This is a genomic window from Lutibacter agarilyticus (assembly GCF_900188235.1).
In the GTDB taxonomy this organism is placed as follows: domain Bacteria; phylum Bacteroidota; class Bacteroidia; order Flavobacteriales; family Flavobacteriaceae; genus Lutibacter; species Lutibacter agarilyticus.
The window spans coordinates 160,626-182,395 of the sequence record NZ_FZNT01000002.1 but is presented as its reverse complement, the minus strand read 5'-3'; the positions used below and the strand labels follow the sequence as shown (position 1 = coordinate 182,395).

At 32.0% G+C, this 21,770-nt stretch carries 19 protein-coding genes; 3 read left to right on the top strand and 16 right to left on the bottom strand.

Annotation, left to right across the window (positions count from 1 at the left end):
* From CHB67_RS03530 to CHB67_RS03520, 3 genes are read left to right on the top strand one after another with little or no spacing between them, the layout of a single operon-like run.
* Positions 1-1,536, top strand: a complete 1,536-nt coding sequence (locus CHB67_RS03530) for a M14 family zinc carboxypeptidase (protein ID WP_089380373.1) — start codon at positions 1-3, stop codon at positions 1,534-1,536.
* 5 nt (positions 1,537-1,541) lie between these two features.
* Positions 1,542-2,828 (top strand): hypothetical protein, encoded by a 1,287-nt coding sequence (locus tag CHB67_RS03525; RefSeq protein ID WP_089380372.1) that lies wholly within the window; start codon positions 1,542-1,544, stop codon positions 2,826-2,828.
* Between the two features lie 11 nt (positions 2,829-2,839).
* Positions 2,840-3,604: a lamin tail domain-containing protein gene (locus CHB67_RS03520; protein WP_176461203.1), complete on the top strand. Its 765-nt coding sequence runs from the start codon at positions 2,840-2,842 to the stop codon at positions 3,602-3,604.
* A gap of 55 nt (positions 3,605-3,659) precedes the next feature.
* Here CHB67_RS03520 and CHB67_RS03515 read toward each other — a convergent pair whose 3' ends face one another.
* The 16 genes from CHB67_RS03515 to CHB67_RS03440 all read right to left on the bottom strand — a co-directional run bounded on the left by CHB67_RS03515 (position 3,660) and on the right by CHB67_RS03440 (position 21,763).
* Positions 3,660-4,373: a LytR/AlgR family response regulator transcription factor gene (locus CHB67_RS03515; protein ID WP_089380370.1), complete on the bottom strand. Its 714-nt coding sequence runs from the start codon at positions 4,371-4,373 to the stop codon at positions 3,660-3,662.
* Complete coding sequence (locus tag CHB67_RS03510) at positions 4,370-5,482, bottom strand: sensor histidine kinase (RefSeq protein WP_089380369.1); 1,113 nt, start codon at positions 5,480-5,482, stop codon at positions 4,370-4,372. The genes CHB67_RS03515 and CHB67_RS03510 overlap by 4 nt, the downstream gene beginning before the upstream one ends.
* A 95-nt stretch (positions 5,483-5,577) precedes the next feature.
* Complete coding sequence (locus CHB67_RS03505) at positions 5,578-7,035, bottom strand: CotH kinase family protein (RefSeq protein ID WP_089380368.1); 1,458 nt, start codon at positions 7,033-7,035, stop codon at positions 5,578-5,580.
* A 217-nt stretch (positions 7,036-7,252) separates the two neighbouring features.
* Positions 7,253-7,954, bottom strand: coding sequence for a DUF2490 domain-containing protein (locus CHB67_RS03500; RefSeq protein ID WP_089380367.1), 702 nt, complete (start codon positions 7,952-7,954; stop codon positions 7,253-7,255).
* Between the two features lie 11 nt (positions 7,955-7,965).
* Complete coding sequence (locus tag CHB67_RS03495) at positions 7,966-8,562, bottom strand: DUF4956 domain-containing protein (protein WP_089380366.1); 597 nt, start codon at positions 8,560-8,562, stop codon at positions 7,966-7,968.
* Positions 8,563-8,574: 12 nt separating this feature from the next.
* On the bottom strand, positions 8,575-9,324 hold the full coding sequence (locus CHB67_RS03490) for a polyphosphate polymerase domain-containing protein (RefSeq protein WP_089380365.1): 750 nt from the start codon (positions 9,322-9,324) through the stop codon (positions 8,575-8,577).
* Positions 9,325-9,506: 182 nt separating this feature from the next.
* The gene (locus tag CHB67_RS03485; protein ID WP_089380364.1) at positions 9,507-10,481 is read right to left on the bottom strand and encodes a DUF4837 family protein; all 975 of its coding nucleotides are present in this window, start codon (positions 10,479-10,481) and stop codon (positions 9,507-9,509) included.
* Positions 10,482-10,487: 6 nt separating this feature from the next.
* Positions 10,488-12,053, bottom strand: coding sequence for a lytic transglycosylase domain-containing protein (locus tag CHB67_RS03480; protein WP_089380363.1), 1,566 nt, complete (start codon positions 12,051-12,053; stop codon positions 10,488-10,490).
* 7 nt (positions 12,054-12,060) lie between these two features.
* Positions 12,061-13,011, bottom strand: a complete 951-nt coding sequence (locus CHB67_RS03475; protein ID WP_089380362.1) for an OmpA family protein — start codon at positions 13,009-13,011, stop codon at positions 12,061-12,063.
* A 20-nt stretch (positions 13,012-13,031) separates the two neighbouring features.
* Positions 13,032-13,790 carry an exodeoxyribonuclease III gene (locus tag CHB67_RS03470; RefSeq protein ID WP_089380361.1) on the bottom strand — a complete coding sequence of 253 codons (759 nt, stop codon included), beginning with the start codon at positions 13,788-13,790 and terminating at the stop codon, positions 13,032-13,034.
* A 107-nt stretch (positions 13,791-13,897) separates the two neighbouring features.
* Positions 13,898-15,718, bottom strand: coding sequence for an AMP-binding protein (locus CHB67_RS03465; RefSeq protein WP_089380360.1), 1,821 nt, complete (start codon positions 15,716-15,718; stop codon positions 13,898-13,900).
* A 6-nt stretch (positions 15,719-15,724) separates the two neighbouring features.
* Positions 15,725-18,019: a penicillin-binding protein 1A gene (locus tag CHB67_RS03460; RefSeq protein WP_089380359.1), complete on the bottom strand. Its 2,295-nt coding sequence runs from the start codon at positions 18,017-18,019 to the stop codon at positions 15,725-15,727.
* On the bottom strand, positions 18,019-18,510 hold the full coding sequence (locus tag CHB67_RS03455; protein ID WP_245813410.1) for a gliding motility lipoprotein GldH: 492 nt from the start codon (positions 18,508-18,510) through the stop codon (positions 18,019-18,021). Before CHB67_RS03455 ends, CHB67_RS03460 begins: the two co-directional genes overlap by 1 nt.
* Entirely contained in the window at positions 18,494-19,924 is a 1,431-nt protein-coding gene (gene ricT, locus CHB67_RS03450; protein ID WP_089380357.1) for a regulatory iron-sulfur-containing complex subunit RicT, read from the bottom strand. The genes CHB67_RS03455 and ricT overlap by 17 nt, the downstream gene beginning before the upstream one ends.
* Before the next feature lie 114 nt (positions 19,925-20,038).
* On the bottom strand, positions 20,039-20,269 hold the full coding sequence (locus tag CHB67_RS03445) for a ferredoxin (protein WP_089380356.1): 231 nt from the start codon (positions 20,267-20,269) through the stop codon (positions 20,039-20,041).
* A 240-nt stretch (positions 20,270-20,509) separates the two neighbouring features.
* Positions 20,510-21,763 (bottom strand): peptidase U32 family protein, encoded by a 1,254-nt coding sequence (locus CHB67_RS03440; RefSeq protein WP_089380355.1) that lies wholly within the window; start codon positions 21,761-21,763, stop codon positions 20,510-20,512.
* Between the last annotated feature and the right edge of the window lie 7 nt (positions 21,764-21,770).

The window sequence follows — 21,770 nt, the reverse complement described above, 5'->3', positions numbered from 1 at the left end:
ATGAAAAAATATAGTTTAATAATCGTATGTTTTATATCGCTTACTGTTTTTGCTCAAGAAGAAAAAACAATTTATGATACCTTTTTTTCTGATCCAGATAAAGAAATTCCAGTTCCGTATTTAGAAGGTCAAAAGGCTCAAAAATTTTATACAAGTTATAAAAATGCGAATAACTTTTTAGCTGTGCTGGCTGAAAAACATCCTGATATTATAAAAATATCGAATATAGGTGAAACCCAAAGAGGTAAAAAAATTCCTATGGTTATGTTATCTCTAAAAAATGACATACCAGACGCTGAGAAAATAAGAGTTACTTATATTGCAGGTGTTCACGGAAATGAGCCTATAAGTTCAGATGGGTTGCTTTATTTAATTCATGAATTAATTGAAAAAGATGAATACAAACAGTTACTAGAAAAAGTAATTTTACAAGTACTACCTATTGTTAATGTTGATGGGCGCAGTATTAATTCTAGAGCTTCAAATAATGGTACAGATCTCAACAGAAATTTAAACATGTTAAGTGTTCCTGAGACTGTAAACTTAAGAAATGCAATTAATTTATTTGATCCTCAAGTGGTAGTAGATTTTCATGAGTTTAATCCTAGTAGAAAAGATTTCAAAGAAATGAATGATTGTTTAACTTCAGGAATTGATGCTCAGTTTTTATTTACAGGAAATTTGAATGTAGCTCCTGGAATTAGAGAAATGATTGAAACAGATTTTGTTGAACCAACTAAATTGGTTCTAAAAAACAACAATAGAACTGTTGCCAACTATTCATCTACATTTTGGAGTGGGCAAAGCCTTCACCTTAACTTAGGAGCCATTTCCTCTAGATCAAGTGCTACAAACTATGCATTACAAAATAGAATTTCTATTTTAATGGAGTTACGAGGAGTTACTGAGAGAGAAAAAATGGTAAAAAGAAGAATTGAAACATCGTTTTTAGCAGCAACTTCTTATTTGTCGATTGTAAATAAGAAAGCCCATGAAATTAAAAAAACAGTAGTAGATGCAAACGAGGCTACTATAAATAATATGCGACCTATAGTAGTTTCATCAAATGCTGAAATAATTGAAGGATCTTATAGATTTGTAAATACCTGTACCAATGAAACTGAAATTATTTATTTTGAAACAAAGAATAATTTGAAACACACAGCTGTAAAAACAAGAGAAAGGGCAGCAGGCTATGTTTTAGTTTCAAAAAATAAACATGTAGTGGAGGTGCTTCAAAATTCTGGAATTGTAATGAGTAAGTTAGCTAAACCAACGCTTTTAGAGTTACAAGCGTATAAATTAGACAATAAAAATGTACCCTATTTAATTTCCACACCATTTAAACTACCAGCAGGAGCAATTATAATCAACACAAAACAAAAAATGGGGAATTTATTAGTGGATCTTTTAGAACCCGAACTTAGCAACTCTTTGGTGGCTAATAAAACATTAAAAAAAATCAAAGGAACAGATTTAATAGGATTATTTAGAATTAATAAAAACCAACTGTTGCAATTACAAAATATAAAATAATTATTATGCAAAAGCTACTCATACTTACAATAGCCGCCCTTTTTGTTTTCTCAACAAATGTAAAGGCACAATTATACGACCAAAAAGTCAAAAAAATAGATTCGACATTTGTTTATGTAAACGGTGAAGGAACTTTTATTAATTTCGGAAACAAACAACCGTCTAGCTTAAATATATTAGCAGCGGTTCAGTCTGGCTTACAATTCAGCAGTATTGATGATGGAAGTAGTAAAGAAACTTCTTCAAGAATGTCTATGAATTTAGTTAGGTTAGGAATAACAGGTTCTTTTTACAATGATAATCTTACAATGGGTGTTGTAAGTGATTTTACAGGAACAGTTGGAATTTTAGAAGCTTATGTAGGCTTGTCTTTCTGGGAAAAAAGAATGAAAGTTATTTTAGGGGAACGACAAACGCATACCAATAATCGTTTAGCTATGGCTGATGAACGGTTTTCTCAATTCCTTAGTCAAAGCATCTCAGGAAGTTCTACTGATGGGATTGTTTACGGTGGATTAATGCAGAATTTTGTAGGCGCTACACGTGAAGGAGGTATTTATTTAGAAACAAACTTCTCTATTAATAATTTCCGAATTTATCCAATGTTGTCGGTAACAACAGGTAATGGTCAAGCTTTTTTTGATGAACAAAATAATACTGATTTTAAATATGGTGGTCGTTTAGATATAATGCCTTTAGGTGATTTTAAAAAGAACAATGCATACATAGCGCACGATTTATACCGAGAAGAAAAGCTGAAATTAGCTATTGGTGTAGCAGGTAGTTACAATGTAAAAACCAATAATTTAATGGGTAATGGAATTGAAAATGTAGCAGGCATTTATGATGAAGATGGAGAGGAAACTTTTGCCGATTACAGAAAGTTTATTGTAGATTTTATGTTGAAAAAAGATGGTTTTTCGTTAGTTGGTGAATATATGAACGGAACTATTAAGGGTGAAAATTTATATTCAAATAGTTTGGCTACTGTGCAATTAACTGCAGAGGAGGCAAGTACTAAATATAGTGTAGGTGAAGCTTATAATGTACAGGCTTCATATATATTTAAAAAAGGTTTAGCAATTGATTTTCGCTATTCTAATATAAAGCCAGAATTTGATATAGAAGATTCTATCATTCAAAATCAAAATTGGTACACATTTGGGGTAAATCAATTTATTAAAAACAACGCCTTAAAAGTTGGTGTAAACACTTCTTACATAGATTATGAATATGAAACAGGAAATACAACTAAATGGTCAACCAACATAGCTGTACAACTAATATTTTAAAAATTACTCTCATGAAAAATAAATTATATATAGGATTATTTGCAATAGTATTTGCAATAGGGTGCTCTTCTGAAATTAGCTTTGACGAACCTATTATTCCACCAGAGGTTGGTATCTCAGATATGATTATTTCAGAAATTTCAACAGGTGTAAACACCGATGATGGAGATAGAAACCATTATGTTGAATTGTACAACGGAACACCTGACGTGGTAGACTTATCGGAATATGCCATTGGCTATCATGCTGTTTTTGATGAAGACACTTTAACAGATTGGGATTTCTCTGATGAAAATAATTTTTTACTTTTTGATGCATTGTTAGAAGCAAATACAGCTTATGTAATAGCTTCACCAATAGCCAATGCCACAAAAGTACCAAGTGATATTGAGTGGGGAACAACAAGCTCTGCCAATGCCAATGCGAGTATTCCGCTTCAGTTAAGTGGAAATAGTGCTATTGCCTTATTGAAAAAAGATACTGAAGGCGCATACACTTTAAGTGGAACAGCATATTCTATAATTGATGTTTTTGGTGATCCAAATGTTGCTAGAATTACAGCTTCAGGTTCTAGTAGTTCAAGAAATAATTTTAACTGGACAGTTGCAGGTGAAACAAACGTTCGGAATAGAACTTTTTGGAGAAAATCAGATACAAAAGAGCCTACAACAGATTGGGTAACATCTAAAGGTGAAGATCCTGTAAGTTCTCAATGGATATTAACTGATGATAGAGCTTGGGATTACTCAAACGTTGGTTTGTTTACAGGTTTCTAATTTATATATGATATTAATTTGTGGCTTTACGCTAGTTTAGCCACAAAAAATGTAATTAAGATAAAAAATTGCCTTCAACAAATTGTTGAAATTTCTCTTTGTATAGGTCGCTTACCGGAATGTACACTTTATCAAAAACAATTCTGTTGCGTTCAATAGTGGTAATTTTGTTCAAATTCACAATATAAGATCGGTGTACGCGCATAAAGTTTTTGTTAGCTAATTGTGCTTCCATTGCCTTCATACTTAAAAGCGTCATAATTGGTTTTTCATTGGTTAAATGAATGCGAATATATTCACGCATACCTTCAATATATCTAATATCATCAAGTTTTATACGAACTATTTTGTATTCAGATTTAATGAATAAAAAATCTTCATTGCTTTGTAGTTGTTCGGGTTGTTTTTCGTGAACATCAAACCAAGATTTTGCTTTATTTGATGCTTTTAAAAAGGTTGCATAATCAATAGGTTTCAATAAATAATCAATGGCATCAACTCTAAATCCTTCAACAGCATATTCGCTATAAGCGGTTGTGAAAATTATTTTTGGTGGATTTTCTAACGATTTTACAAAATCTAATCCATTTAAATCGGGCATATTTATATCAACAAACATAAGCGCCACATCCGTTTCTTGCAAATATGAAATTGCTTCAAGCGGACTTTCAAAACTTTCCAAAAGCTTTAAAAAAGGTGTTTTATGTATATAGCTTTCAATTTGTTTTAAAGCTAAAGGCTCGTCGTCTATGGCAATGCATTTAATCATATGGGTAAATTTAAATGAACCTTAAATGTTTGTTCGTTTTCCATAACATTAAAAGAATACGTGTCTTTATAAAGTAAATCTAATCTTTTTTTGGTGTTTTCTATGCCAATTCCAGAAGCTTCTTCAGCAACTTTTGGATGATTACTATTTTCAATTTCAAAATTCAAATTCTTTTCGGTAAAAGAAAGAGAAACATGTATAAAAGATTCAGATTTGTAACTAATTCCGTGTTTAAAAGCATTTTCTAATAAGGAAGTAAACAGTAACGGAGGAATTGATTTATCGGGTATTGTTGAAGGAATTTCAACCTTAATTTTAACTTTATTGCTAAAACGAAGGCGCATTAATTCAATATAACTTTCAATAAATTCAATTTCTTTTTTAATAGGATTTGTTTTCCCTTCGGAATCATACAATAAATGACGCATTAAATTTGATAATTTTATAATGGCATTTTTTGCTTCTTCAGTATCTATATCAACCAGTGCATGAATGTTATTTAAAGTATTCATAAAAAAATGCGGACTCACTTGATTTTTTAAAAATGCCAATTGATTTTCTACATTTTCCTTTTGAAGTTTGAATTTTTCTTGTTCCAAATTTGCCCAACGCATGGATATTTGTAGACCAGTATCAAAACCAACCAGTAAAAATGCAAGAATTAAAAAATTAGCATATGCAGGAATTGGTTTAGGTCCTATAGGTCTTTGCCTGTTTGGTGGCGGTCTATTTTCTGAAAATCTTGGTGGCGGTTCTGGAGCATCAAAACGTTCAACTCTTTCAGGTCTATTATTTTGTTGTAATTGCCCAGAATTGTTGTCAAAAGTATAAAAAGCTAAGGTTGTTAGTACTATAATTAAGCCTGTAGCAATAAAGTAAATGCCTTTTTTTTTCGCAAAAAATAATTTTGGTAATAAAACAAATCGGTTTATAAAAAAAACGGCCAATAGTGGTACATATTTAAGCCAAACTATCGTAATGTGGTTCCAATCAATTTGTTCTTCAAAGCGTCCAAATAATAATGGAGAGGTAAATAATAATGCCCAAAAAGCAATAATTATAAAAGGTTCAAAAGAGGTGAAATTGTAATGTTTTTTTATAAGTTTCATTTTTTATGTGTTACTAGCATATCTATATTTTAACAAAAAAATATCTTTGTTTATACCAAAAAATAAGCAGTACAAACAAAGATATTAAAACTAAACTAATCTAAATAGTTTTGAACAGCCGTTGAACGGCTTGACGCATGTGATTTAAGCGTTGAGATTGCTGAATAAAAATCGCTACTACTATTTAAAAATGTATAACCAGGTATTTCAGTAGTTGCATAAGGTTCAACTAAATTTGAGTAGGTATCGTAAATGCCTTGTATAGAACTTGTTTCAAAAGGTCCGTCAATTGTTGTTTTTACATAAGTGTTGTACTTCGCTTTGTAAACCTCATCTTCGTATAAATATTCAATTAATGGCCAATCGTCACTACTAAGATCGGAGAAGTTTAAGTTTAACGAACCTTCTCTTTTTCCGTCTTGTAACGCTTCATTATTATCCCAAGGAATCCAAGTTAATAAGTTGTTATCTGGGTTGTTGTATAAATAATAATTGTGCTCCATTCTTCCGTAGGTATCCCAGTTTTGTACAATCGTGTTTACCGCTAAATAATTTAAAAAATTATCTACATCTAAAACGGCTTCTAAATTAGTTCTCCAAGTTGCTGGGTCGCTTGTTCTTGTAGTTGCATGTAAGGCTGTAAATAAATTTTTAATATCCGTCCAGTCTGCTTCATCTTCATTGGTTTTTTTCTCAAAACCATCTTCATTAAAAGTTCCGTAAGCAAAGCTTGATCCATAATCTTCGGGCTTGTATAAGTTACCATCATTACTAGAAAATTGAGTTTTAATTACCGTATTATCAACTTCTTCAACCAAAGTGTACAATCCAAAATATTCTGGTCCATTTCCGTGGTCAACATACAAAGTATAAAATGCCGTATTTGAAACTGCTAAACCAGCGTTTTTAAATACTTCAGCAGCTACTTTTTCTCTAAGCATAGATTTGTCAGCATAATTATTTTTTAAGCTAAACTTTTTAAAGCCATAAAAACGTTGATTTTTTATTTGTGGATAATCATCTTCATATTCATCAAAATCTAATTTAAAAGCTAATTTTAAGGTTCCTGATTCCCAAGAACTTTTTAAGCTAGAGTTTCCTTTGAAGCGCAAACCTACTTTATACCATTCTTTACCATTGTAAAAAACGGATCCTGGCACAAAAACAGGGTCTTCATCAGAAAAACTTGTTCCGCCACCCGCACCAGGACCACCACCAGAACCGTTACTTGAACCACCAAAAGTTCCGTATAAATTGGTCATATCGTTTAACATTACATTCCAGTTTGCTTCTGAAATAACAAAATCTAATCGTTTTACTTCAGTGTTGCTAAAAACTTCGGTAAAATTAGGGTCGGCATCTTTACTGTGTGTTTCCGTAGTCCAATCGGTTGCAACAAAATCAGAATCATCAAGAACTGGAGTTGTTCCTGTTTCATTTGTTGTATCGTCTGTTGAGTCGTTTGTACTAACATCATCATTAGAACAATTTATAAATAGAAATACTGATGCTATGAACAGTAGGATTGAAATTTTAATACGTGGGTTTTTCATAAGATTCTTAATTTAATAGGTGTTTAATAATATTCAAAATAACTTGTTTTACTTTTTTCATGAAAAAGGAATCAATGAACTAGCTTATTTTATCTACCAATTGGTTTTATTAATAGCCATTATCTGTGAGTAAATTTGATTATATGTATATGATGAAATTCTGAAATAAATTCAGAATGACAGGTTTTAGTCTGTTTGTTTTGTCAACTGATTTTATTTATTTTTTAATGGTGTAGGTGTATTTTAGCCCTATAATATTTTTGGTTTCAGGAAAGGTTTCATTTAGCTGCTTTTTGTATCGATAGTATAATTTAACTTTTCCGTATTTTTTCATGTTGTATTCGGTTCCAATAGTAACTCTATACTTGTCAAAACCGTTTGTTTCTCCTTTTTCAAAATGATTAAATAGTTCAGCAGAGGCTTCTGGATCTAATTTCCAGTTCTTAATATTATAACCAACGCTTGCTTTAAAACGAAGATGTTGATTGGCATAATCTCCTTCTGAAGAGCTTACACCTAATTCATTTTTATTTTGATATCTCAGTCTGTATTCTAACGTAAAATCCTGAATTTCATGTTTGTATATTGCGTCTAAATGAAATCTAAAATAGTCTTCATAGCCTTGAATATTTCCAGTGTTATCATTTTTAGAAATGTATCTGGCAGCAGCGCCAACTTTAAATTGTTTGGTAATACTATATTTTGCACCTAACTCTGTAAAGTATTTGTCTATCTCTGAAATGTTTTCTTTTAAGCGAACATGTTGCTCTAATTCAAAGGTCCATTTTTTGTTTAATTTGTATTTTATTCCTATTGAATTCCAACTTTCCCAATCATTTAGGTCTTCTTCTTGCGCATAGTTTTTCTGGAAAAATAAAAGGGTTAAAACCAATGCTATAAGTGCTGTTTTTTTGTTCATTTTTGAAGGGTTTAATTAAAATAGAAGATAGTTACCTTGGCTGTATCTTTTAAAAAATCTACATCTCCAATTTTTACTTTGTTAATTTCTAAACCTGTTCTTTTTTCAAGATCGTCTTTTAAAAGGTGGTAATTTTCAGGTTTTATATTCTGAATGTTTTCATAGATTACCGATTTGGAAACTACTTGTTTTAAAGCCCAGTATTTTTCAATGAATAGTAGAACAAAAATAATAACGGCATTGGCTGTAAGAATTTCAGCATAACTCATTTTTTTATTTGCTAATGAGTTGATGATAGATACACCTATAACTACAAATAAATAGGTCATTTCTTTAATGTCAACTGGATTTGTTCGGTAACGAATGATTCCGAAAATTGCAAAAAGCCCCAGTGCCATTCCAATATCCATTTCGTATTTTTTAAGGGTAAAGCACAAGAAAAATACAATGATACTTATTAAATAATAGGTGAAAACGTAATCTTTTCTTTTAGAATCTGGGTAATATATAAACCGAATGATAACGGTTAGGAATATAAAATTAAGTGTAAATCTAAAGATCATTTTAAAAAAATCATCATCAAAAAAGGGGATGTCTAAGAATTCCATTGGGTGTTGGTTTTAAGCTGTTATTTTATTAATTTTTATTATTTTTCTTTTGAATCTATTGTATTTTAATTCAGGATATATGTTGGTCATTCCAATGCAATATTTACTCATGCTGTAAGGGTTTATACCAATTTTTTTTAGTGATTTTACTACTGGTGAAGTACGGTCAAAACGTTGTTGTTTTACTTCAATAATTGCCAGATTCTTATAAGATTTTGAAGAAGTCTCCATGTTGAATTCTAGATTTAAATCGATGGTAAGTCGTTCCATAGCATGTTTGTTTACCAGTGTAATTCGGTCAAATTTGTTCCATATACTTGGTTTAAGGTTGAATTTTTCTGAAGTTTTACTATTAATGAATTCTACAAGATTTTGTGATAGTTCTGTTTCAAAATCTTTTATTTGAATTCTAGATTTAGTGGTTTTTCCTTTACCGTCTTTTTGTTTAATTTCAAGAAAACAGCTATTAGATTCCATATATTTTCTCATTCTTACTTTAGTTCTATTTACTTTACCATTATGGTGATCGTGATAAAATTTTTTATTTTCAGTGTCAAAGTATAATGATGAATAGGTAAGCAATCTATTTTTATTAATTTCAAGAACTTTATATTGATTGGTAATCGTTTTTAATACTTCAATTAATTGTTGTTGATGTATTATAAATTTTGTGTCGGTTCTTTTCATTAATGAAACTCCATCCATTTCGTTTAAAGAAATAGGATCTAAGTTATTTACGATTTGTGCTATTTGTTGTTTCATTGTGAAGTAAAGAAACTAGGATTAAGGTTTATAAAGAAATAAAATCAATGAACTGGGTTATTTCATCAATGAACTAGGTTTTAAAAACAGTTAAAAAATCTGCCTATCAGAAACAAAAAGGCATAAAAAAAGGGTGTTTTCATTTAAATGAAAACACCCTTTTTTAAATACTTTAAATTTAACTATTCAATCTTTAAAGTCTTCAATATAGCTTCTAGTTCAAACATATAATCGCGCTTGTTAATTCCTGGAGCAAAGGTTAAACCTTCAACCACTACAATACGGTTATTTTTCTTATCAACTACTGAGTAACTTAAAAAGGGTCCTGCCATATATACATTTTTAACTTCCCATTTACCTCTGGCTTCAAAGGCTTTTTTACCATCTACTTCAACTTCAAAAATATGCGGCGTATATGCTTCTTCAGTAATCATATAAGAATCTTCAATTTGACCGGGAATATTTTTTTTACCAAAAGCATTTCTAATGGCAACAATATTATTTCCGTTTTCATCATCTTCTGAAGTAATTGGTACACTGTATGCAAATAACTCCATGCTGTTACCACCATTTAAATGGTATCTATACCAAACAAACTCTCCGTTATCTTCAACTTTCTTATAATTACGTGGTATGGTTAAGTTATAGCCTTGCTTTTCAAATGTCTCAATATTTTCAGGATTCCAATATTGTTTTAAGATACGCCTTCTTACAGATTCTAGGTCGGCACTTTTAAAAATGGTAATTATTTTCTGACTATTTTTTTTAATTTCGTTTATTAAACCCTCTTTGGTTTTGCCAGTAATTGTAATTATTTTTTGAGGTGAAGCGTATACTTCAGACGCTACAGTAAAAGAGTCTTCACCAGTAATACCAACATTTAAAATACTTCTTGTAGCTTTAAACATAGAGCTAAAATTATCTAAAGGCACTTGTGTAACTTCAAATTGCGCTTCAGGCTGAGGCAAACCTACCACAGGTTCTGCAATAATTTTGCGTAATTCATCACCAATTTCACCAGCCCATTCGCTATTTTTCATTACAATTAATAAATTGTTAATGCGACCATTCGCTTCTTTAAACGTTTTTTTTTGATTTCCTTTATCACAGGAAACAAAAAGTGTGATTATCATTAAAAGAATTCCTAGTTTTTTCATTTGCTCTTATTTATTATAAATTTTTAATTCAGTTCCGGGTTGTAAACTTTTAACCTTCCAAATATCATTCCAATCCTTAATATTTTGAACGGAAACTTTAGGAAACTTTTGTGCAATTAACCAAAGTGAATCTCCTGATTGTACTTTATACACTGTAAACCCACCCGTTGGAAGTTCTTTTTTCGCTGTTGTTGACGGTGTTGTTTTCACAGGAGTAGCATTCATTTTTTTTGGATAAATTGACAAACGTTGACCAACACTAAGGCTTGTACTTCTCATATTATTCCAACGCTTAATACTACTCACAGATACGCCATACTTTTCAGCAATTTTCCCTAAATAATCACCACTTTTTACTCGGTATACAATGCGATCATTCATTTCAACATATGCAGGTAAAGGCTTTTCTCGCTTGGATTCTTCAGCTTTAGCGTAATTGTAAATTAGCTGTTCATTACTCACAAAAGTTCCTATATCCTTTACTGGTAAGGTCAATGTATAATTTTTACCTTTTTTAAATGGAATAATATCTAATTTATATTGAGGATTTAAAAATTGAAGCACTTCAATATCAACATTTAAAGTTTCATAAATTTGCTCAAAAGTTAGTTGCCCTTTTATTTGAACTGTATCTGTCTCAAAATAGGCAAGCGCATTTTCTTTAGCCTTAATATTGTGTTCTTCAGCATATTCAAAAATATATAGTGTTGCGTAAAAAGCAGGCACATAACCAGCTGTTTCACGTGGTAAATTATGACGAATATTCCAATAATTTTTACTGCCACCCGATCTTCTAATAGCTTTACTTACATTTCCAGGTCCTGAATTATAAGCGGCTAAAGCCAAATCCCAATCACCAAAAATTTTATATAAACTTGACAAGTATTTACAAGCAGCCTCCGTTGCTCTGTACGGATCAGAACGTTCATCAACATACGAACTTACATTTAAATCGAATTGCTTTCCTGTTTGGTACATAAACTGCCATAAACCAGTAGCGCCAACACGTGAACGTGCTCTTGGTTTTAAAGCCGATTCAACAATGGCTAAATATTTTATTTCTAACGGAACATCATATTTATCTAATTGCTCTTCAAACATGGGAAAATAATAACGTGCGCGTTCCATCAATACTGAAAAAGATGATTTTCGTCTTTTTAAATACGTTCTTATAACTTGCTCTAAGTTTTTATTGTATTCAATATGAAATGGCGTTTTGCTATCTAATTCCAATAAACGCTCTTTTAATAATTCCGTTGGAAGTTCTTCTAATTCGGTTACTAATTTTTCATCGGGCTGCAATACATATGGAATAGTATCATACAGTGGAGATTTAATTAACTCATTCAACCATAAGCTATCAATTAGTGTTGCTTCTTTATGTAGTTTGAATAAGAGTGAATCAGGTGTTTTTAAAAGTAAACTGTCTCCCGAAGAAAATAATTCTTTAGCATCTTCAATAGTTCTTTCCTCAATAGTTTGTATGGTATCAATAGCTAAAGTGTCGGATTCTGTTTGAGAAAACCCGACACCTGTAACTACTAATAAAAGTATTATTAGTATGTTTTTCATTTAACTATTATTCGTTTAAAAGCTTTGAAATTTCGTCTAAATTTGGCGCTAAAATAATTTCAATTCTTCTATTTTTTGCTTTCCCTTCATTTGTTTCATTAGTATCAACAGGTGCATATTCACTTCTTCCTGCTGCTGTAATTTGCGTAGGATTCACCTTTTTATTTTCTAAAATTCGAACAATTGCAGTTGCACGTTTTACAGATAAATCCCAGTTATCAGAAATTGTTGATCCGTTGTAAGGCACATTATCTGTATGTCCTTCAATCAATACATTTATATCAGAATTTTCAGCCAACACACTAGCCAATTGCTCTACCGCTTTTTTACCTTCTGAACCTACTGCCCAACTTCCAGAATTGAACAATAATTTGTTTTCCATAGACACATAAATTTTCCCGTTTTTATGTTCTACCGTTAATCCTTTTCCTTCAAAATTATGCAATGCACTTGAAATCGCATCTTTTAATTGTTGCATTTGTGCTTCTTTTGCATTGATTAAACGTTGCAATTCTTCAATTTGCTCTGATCGTTGATTTAATTCGTTTTGAAGATTTTCTAAACGCAAACTTTCAGCTGCTAATATCCTTTCTTTTTCTTCTAACTGCGCTAACAACTCTTGATTTTTTTGAGATTGCTCGGCTAACTTTTTTGAACTTTGAGCCGATAAAGCCTGATACGATTCGTCTAAATTAGTGTATTTGTGTTGCAATGCTTCTAAATCATTTTCCAATTGTGCTTTTTGTGCAGAAAGTTCATTAAAATCTTTGTTCAATTTTAGCAACTCATCTTCTAACGATTTTTTAGTTGCTAATAAATTATCTTTTTCTTCAATTAATTGTGAGTTTGAAGAGCGTAATTTATTGTATTTAGACTCTAAATCTTGGTATACTTTTTTTGATACACAGGCATTTAATGTAAATGCTATAACGAATAAAAGTGCTGTTTTTTTTAACATATTAGGGATTTTATTTTTTATTATTCAATTTCAACTACAATAGGGCAATGGTCTGAATGTTTTGCTTCAGGTAAAATATAGGCCCTATTAATTTTATCTTTCAATGGCTCACTAACCATATTGTAATCTATTCTCCAGCCTTTGTTATTGTTACGTGCATTTGCTCTATAACTCCACCAGCTGTAATGATTTGGTTCTTTATTTAAATGACGAAATGAATCAATAAATCCGCTATCAATAAAACTTCCAATCCACTCACGTTCAATAGGTAAAAATCCTGAAATCCCTTTCATTTTAGGGTTGTGAATGTCAATTTCTTCATGACAAATATTGTAATCTCCACAAATAACAATATTTGGAATTTCCTTTCTCAACTCATTCACATACTCCTGAAATTCGGTCATATAATTCAGCTTAAAATTTAAACGAGCGTCATTGGTTCCTGAAGGTAAATACAAACTCATGACCGATACCTCATCAAAATCTACACGTAAATTTCGACCTTCGAAGTCCATCGACTCAATTCCTGTGCCATACTCTACGTGATTTGGTTTTATTTTAGATAAAATGGCCACACTGCTGTATCCTTTTTTCTGAGCTGAAAACCAATAATGAAATGGGTAACCAGCTTCTTCAAATAAACTTAAATCTAATTGCTCTTTATGTGCTTTGGTTTCTTGAATGCAAATCACATCAGGATCTGCCGCTTCTAACCATTCTATAAAACCTTTTTTTAAGGCTGCTCTAATTCCGTTTACGTTGTATGATATTATTTTCATTTGTTTCTCTTTAGTATCTGGTAATTGGTCTTATTTTATAAACTATTTATTCAACTATTTAATGGCTTCGACTCCGCTCAGCCGCCGTATATTCAAATTATTTTTTATCAATTACCTTGATATAATTCTCTTAATTTTCTTCGCATCACTTTATTTGATGCCGTTCTTGGTATTTCGTCAATCTTCACTAAGTCTGAAACTTTAAAAAGCGGATTTAATTGTTGTTGAATACTCTTTTTTGTTTGCAATAATTTTTCTTCTAGTGTTAATTCTGAATCATTTTCAACATAAAAAACCACTAAATTACTAGGGCCACCACCTTTTGGTTCAACTGCTATTGCAACGGCTTCTTTAATAAAGTCTAATTGATTTAGAACCGCTTCAATTTGTATAGAACTTACTTTTATTCCGCCTAAATTCATCGCATCATCTACACGTCCTTGTGCTTTGTAATAACCGTTTTCTAGTCGCTCTAAAGCATCTCCGTGTCTGCGCAATAACTTACCTTCATAAGTTGGCGTATCTTTGTAATACACTTCAAAATGATCTCTATTTAACAAGTTCGTTGACAAGCCTACTATTGGCGGAATTAAAAATAACTCTCCTTTATTAGAAAGCTCATTAGCTTCGTTCAATAATACAAATTCACCACCTAATGCTTGGGTTGAAAAGGTACTTGCAATATTAGGTTGAACCACAGTACTTGTTACATAACCACCTCCAATTTCAGTACCTCCACAATATTCAATTACAGGTTTATTATTTGCCAATTGCATTAAATATTCCATTTCAGTTGGATTGGAAACTTCACCCGTTGAACTAAAACATTTTATATTGTCCCAGTTAAACTGCTCCATACAACCTGAATTTTTCCAGTGCTTTACAAAACTAGGAATAACCCCCAACATGGTTACGTTTGCATTTTGAACAAATGCTCCAAAATCTTCACCCATTGGAACTCCATTATACAAGGCAATTGTCGCTTTATTTATAAGTGTTGCAAATACCAACCAAGGCCCCATCATCCAACCTAAATTTGTTGGCCAACAAACCACATCATTTGTATGAATATCTTGATGATAATAACCATCACTTGCACATTTTATGGGTGTTGTATGTGTCCAAGGTATTGCTTTTGGCACTCCTGTTGTACCCGATGAAAACAAAATGGTAATAATGTCATCTGGTTGCTGAATTACGGTTTCAAAAGTTGTTTTATCACTTAAAAAAGCTGCCCAATAGCAATCTATCTCTCTTAAGTTATTTTTCTCTTCGGAAGTTTTTATGACAATTGTTTTTGGAGCATTTGCCTCCACTAATTTTGCATACAACGGCAATTCTTTACCATTTCTATGGATAACATCTTGCGTAAAAACTATTGTAGGATTGGTAATTTTAAAACGAACTTCAATTTCATTTGCTGTAAAACTATCAGCAACAGTTACAATGGGCATTCCTGCTTTAATACCTGCTAAATAAATAGCAACGGCTTCAACCGTCATTGGCATATCAATGGCTATTCGGTCACCCGTTTTTAAACCTATTTCAATAAAACCATTGGCAATTTGGTTTACTAAATTCAATAATTGTTGTTGCGTTATTTTTCGAAGTTCACCACCTTCATTTTGGTAAATAATAGCTATCGAATTTTTTTCATTCTGAAAACAAGCATCTACTATATTCAATTTTGAATTGTAAAGCCATTTTGCGTTTTCTACTCCTTCCGAAGTATTTAAAATAGCGGTATATTTTTCTTGAAATTGTATGCCTAAATTTTGAACCGTTTCAGTCCAAAAAAGTTTTTTTCCCCTAACAGACCATTTCCAAAAATCATCATACTTATCAAAACCATGTTGTTGCATCATTTTATAAATGTTGCTTTTTTCTATGGTTTCTTTAGATGGTTTCCAATAGGGCTTATGCGTCATTTCTATTTAAAATTCGTCAACTTCTTCTATCAATGCTTCAACGGTTTCATCTTCTTCAGAAGTTTCATCACAATCTATCTGAATACTTAAATTTTCAGGTTTTTCAAACGCTTCTTGGCTCACTGTTAATTCAGGATCTGCATATAATTTTTTATAATACAAGGCCCAAATTGGTAAAGCCATAGTAGCTCCCTGACCTTGCGTAATACTTTTAAAATGCGTTGCTCTGTCTTCACCACCAACCCAAACTCCAGTAGCTAAATTTGGAACAATTCCCATAAACCAACCATCGGACTGATTTTGAGTTGTACCTGTTTTACCCGCTATTGGATTTGTAAATTGATAAGGATAACCCGTTGCAACATTGTCTGGATATTTTCCCCATTTGGTTCTTAAACGAATACCAGAACCACCTTGCGTTACACCTTCTAATAAATTAATAATCACATAGGCTGATTCTTCACTTAAAACCTCTTTTGAATTTGGTACAAATTGCTCTAAAACAGTTCCGTTTTTATCTTCAATTTTTAACAGCATCATTGGTTCAATTTGTAAACCTTTATTGGCAAATGTTGCGTATGCACCCACCATTTCATACAACGATAAATCTACAGAACCTAAAGCTATCGCAGGCACTTCAGGTATTTTACTTTTAATACCCGCACTTTTTGCCAAAGCAACTACTGTTTTTGGATTTACACGGTCAATTAAATTGGCGGTTACTACATTTACAGATCCTGCCAGCGCTTGTTTCAAGGTTAACTCTCCTCCATATGTATCATCTGCATTTTTTGGAGTCCAATCTTCTGGCATTCCGTATTTTTCCTTCGGAATAGTATAGGGTGTATTTGGTAATTTAAAACAAGGAGACAATTTTAATTGATTGATTGCAGAAGCATATACAAAAGGTTTAAAGGTAGAACCTACCTGACGTTTTTGTTGTTTTACAGCGTCAAATTGAAAATGTTTGTAGTTAAAACCTCCAACCCACGCTTTTACGTGACCTGTTTGTGGTTCAACCGACATTAACCCAGATCTTAATATTTGTTTGTAATATAAAATGGAATCTTTTGGCGATAAAATAGTGTCAATTTCTCCTTTCCAAGAGAAAATTTTCATTTCTGTTTTTTCATTAAAAGAAGCGCGAATTTCTTTTTCCGAAGCACCATTTTTCTTCATCCTTTTCCAACGGTTAGAACGCTTCATAGCCTGAGACATAGTTACGGCTATTTGTTTTTTATCTATATCGTAAAAAGGAGCTGTTCTATTTCTTTTTTGTTCTTTGTCAAATACCCGTTGTAAATTAGACATATGCTCATTCATAGCCTCTTCGGCATATTTTTGCATACGAGAATCTAGCGTTACATAAATCTTCAATCCGTCTCTATGTAAGTTATAATTGGTACCATCTGGTTTTGGATTGTTCTTAATCCATCCTTTCATAAAGTCACGTAAATACTCTCTAAAATAAGTTGCAGTACCATCGCTATGTCCTTCTCTATGTAAGTCTAATCCTAAATCGGTTTGTTGTAACGAATCTTTTACTTGTGTAGAAATAAACTCGTTCTTTTCCATTTGCTTTAGCACCACATTTCTTCGTTGTGTTACCATTTCTGGTCTTCGAATTGGATTGTAAAGCGATGCGTTTTTAAGCATTCCAACCAACATTGCAGACTCAGCCACTGTTAATTCTATAGGTTCTTTTCCAAAATAAATACGCGCTGCAGAACGAATTCCAACCGCAAGATTTATAAAATCGTACTTATTTAGGTACATTGTTAAAATTTCTTGCTTGGTATATTGACGTTCTAATTGAATAGCAATGACATATTCTTTTACTTTTTGAAGTACCCTTTGTACAATGTTTTTTGAACCTTCACCGTGAAATAATAATTTAGCCAATTGTTGTGTAATGGTACTTCCACCACCATCTTTACCCATTTTAGCAACGGCTCTGGCAGTTGCTTTAAAATCGATACCTGAATGCTCGTAAAAACGCTCATCTTCAGTAGCAACTAACGCTTCAATTAAATTGGCTGGTAAATCTTTAAATTGAACAGGTGTACGGTTCTCAAACGCATATTTACCTAATGTTTTCCCGTCAATTGAAATTACTTCTGTAGCTAAATTATGCTCTGGATTTTCCAACTCTTCAAAAGAAGGTAAGGTTCCAAAAGCCCCCCAAGAAGCTAATAAAAATATAAATACAATAGAGAACGTTCCTCCTAAAATGGCAATCCAAAACCATTTAATATATTTTGAAAAATTAGAAGTTGTTTTTGTTGTTGTTGCTTTCGCCATTAGTTTACTTTTTCGATACTTAAACCTACATCTGTAATTCCATTTAAAGGATTTTCACCTTCAATATCATGAATACTTCTTGTAGCATGTTGAATACTAAATTTATAATCGCCTTTTTCTGTAAAAACCACATTTTCTTTATAAAAAAGCTTGTTTTCCTTCACATCAGTAAAACCAGAACCCAACCATTTTCCTTGTGCATCAGCCATTTCATACTCTAAAGTATCAACCACTCGCAAGCCTTTTGGAAATTCTATTTTAGCTATTAAAAATAAAGAACTGAATTCGTAATTTTTATTATTTCTTATTGTTATAAACACATTTTTTGAAGAAATAGTATCTGTATTAGAAACAATAAATTCAATTTTATTTTCGGAAGCCCATTTACTGTTGTCTATTGATTGATATTCATCATAAACCATACCTGAATCACAAGAAAAAAGTAGTAAAGTTCCAAATAATAACAAGAAATATTTATGCATCGTTTGCATTATTCTCTCTTTTTTTAGGTGGTCTTCTTCTTTTATTCCTGTTTTTATTGTTCCCTGTTTTTTGAACAGGTTTTTGCTCAGCTCCTTCAGCTTTTGGTTGTTGATTTTTATTCGGAACCGGTTTTTGTTGCTGATTTCTTGGCTTTGGTTTCGGTTTTGGCTTATTTTGATTTTGAACTCCTGGCTGGCTTGGCTTATTTGGATTTACACCTTGCTTTTTTGGGCCTGCTTTTCGTGGCTTTTGCCCTGCTGGTTGATTTGGCTTATTTTCACTGTTACCTTGGGGTTTTCTCTTCTTATTTCTACGCTTATTCGTGCGTTTAGGCGCATCAAATCGTGTCAAGCTATCTTGCCCAACAACATTTTCAAAATCAGCTTTTACTTCTTCAATTAAATCATCTTCATATTCTTCTAAAGAAGCAATTTTTTCTTGATTTTTATTTAAAGCTATAATTTCTTGAACTTGTTCTAAAGTTAATTTATACCACTTACTACGATTCTCAATATAAGTGTACCAAAGTAAGCCTTTAAAAATATCCATTTTCACAAAAGAAGCATTTCCTTTTTCAGTTCTCAACACAATATCTTGTCGTGGAAAACCATTTAAGGCGTCTAAATAGGTATCTAATTCATAATTTAAACAACACTTTAATTTACCACATTGACCCGCTAATTTTTGCGGATTTAAAGATAATTGTTGGTAACGTGCAGCGGTTGTATTTACTTTTCGCAAATCTGTCAACCAAGTTGAACAACACAATTCTCTACCACAAGAACCTACACCTCCTAAACGAGCGGCTTCTTGACGCAGCCCTACTTGTTTCATTTCAACACGAATACTAAATGCACTTGCCAAATCACGAATTAACTGTCTAAAATCTACCCGATCATCAGCTGTATAATAAAACGTCGCTTTATTTCCATCACCCTGATATTCAACATCAGACAACTTCATTTTCAAACCTAAACGACTTAAAATTTCGCGTCCTCGGTACTGCGTATCGTATTCTTTGCTACGCGCAGCTTTCCAAATATCTATATCTTTTTGGCTTGCTTTACGGTATATTTTTTTGACATCTTCACTATCAGGAGCAACTCCTTTTTTCTTCATTTGCACTTTAATCAATTCTCCGGTTAGAGAAACAGTACCTATGTCATGTCCGGGATTTCCTTCAACAGCAACAATATCACCTATAGAAAGTTGTAATTTATCTTGATTATGGTAAAAGTGTTTTCTACCATTTTTAAACCGCACCTCCACAATGGTTTCAGGCTCTTGACCTGACGGAAGAGACATGTTGGCTAACCAATCAAACACTGTTAGTTTTTCACAACTATCAGTAGCACAATTACCGTTACTTTTACAACCTTTAGGCGTACTATTTATATCTGAAGAGCAACTATTACAGCTCATATATTTTTTAATTTTTTTTGCGTTACGTAAAATTGAAATTTCAATTCTACAACCTTCACTAATTTGTAAAGATATGATTAAAATTACGAACTGTAAAACGTATAAAAATGCTTTTTATGTTTGTTTTACATCAATAATTTTCACTGGGCAAGCTTCTTTGGCTTTTATACTCTCATCAAAAATGGTTTCATCGGGTGATTTTATCGTAAAAAAACCTTTTTTTTCTTTTGAATGAAGTAGCACTGATTTTCCGTCTTTTTTAGACATTTGAAACTGAGCCGGAGCCAATTCAACACAGTAATTACAGCCAATACATTTGGCTCTCTGTAAGGTAATAATTACCATAATAATTGTTGGGTTTTAGTTGTTAGTTGTTGGCTTTTTTTTAAATTTCAAACTTCGATCTTTTTGACTTTAACTAAGACGAAAACTTTTTAGCTTCACCCCGAAAATTCAATCTTCCATCTAGGGTCTTCAGACTTTAGATTTCAATAAAAAAACATTTTTGAAATTACCGTTTCGATTACGCTCAACGACCAAATTGCTTTGTTCTTTAGACTATAGACTTTCCGACTTTTACACTATTTAAGCTTCTACCTTATTTTCAACAATTTTGTATAACTTATCAGAAGGTCTAATTCTAAATTCTAGAGGAATGGTTACAGAATCTCCTTTAGTACCTTTTTCGCCTTTTTCATCGTTTACAAACATTTCTTTCACTTTCATTTCTTGTGCCCCCGTAGTTGGACCTGTAATTAAAATAGTATCACCAACAGCAATATCATAGGCTTCAATTTTAAATTCGCCAATATTTGCTTTTGGAAAAAAATGCATTCCTTTTCCTAAATATACTTTCTTTTGAGTTGCATGACTTCCAGAACCTTTGCTCCATTCACCTAATTGCTGACCTAGGTAATATCCACTCCAAAATCCGCGATTGTAAACTTTCTCCAATTCTTGCATCCAAGTAATCACCTTTTCTTTACTATACGTTCCTTCTTCAATACTATCAATCGCATCACGGTAACATTTAATAACTTTTGCAACATATTCAGGTGCTCTACCTCTTCCTTCTATTTTCAATACTTTTACACCAGCATCTACAATTTCGTTTAAAAAATCAATGGTACATAAATCTTTTGGAGACATAATATATTCGTTATCCAACTCCATTTCAAAACCAGTTTCTTGATCTATTACCGTGTATTTTTTTCTGCAATTTTGCTTACAAGCACCTCTATTTGCCGATGAATTTGAAGAATGTAAACTCATATAACATTTCCCCGATACTGCCATACATAAAGCACCGTGTCCAAAAATTTCGATCTCTAATAAATTTCCTGAAGGTCCACAAATATTTTCTTTTGCAATTTGTTCGGTAATTTTTTTTACCTGACGCAAACTCAACTCCCTACTTAACACCATTGTATCAGCAAACATGGCGTAAAATCGTGCAGTTTCAATATTTGTAATATTAATTTGTGTTGAAATATGAACTTCCATTCCAATAGCTCTTGCTGAAGCTATTACCGCCTGATCCATTGCAATTACCGCTGTAATATCAGCATCTTTTGCTTTTTGAAGCAAGGTTTTTACAATGGTTAAATCGTGATCATAAACAATGGTATTTAAAGTAAGATAGGTTCTGACATTTTTAGCTTTACATCTGTCTGAAATTTCCTGTAAATCATCTAACGTAAAGTTTATAGATGCTCTTGCGCGCATATTTAATTGCTCAACACCAAAATAAATTGAATCTGCACCATTATCTAAAGCAGCTTGCATTGATTCAAAATTTCCGGCAGGAGCCATTAATTCAATTTTCCCAGTAGTAGTCATTCTTTTT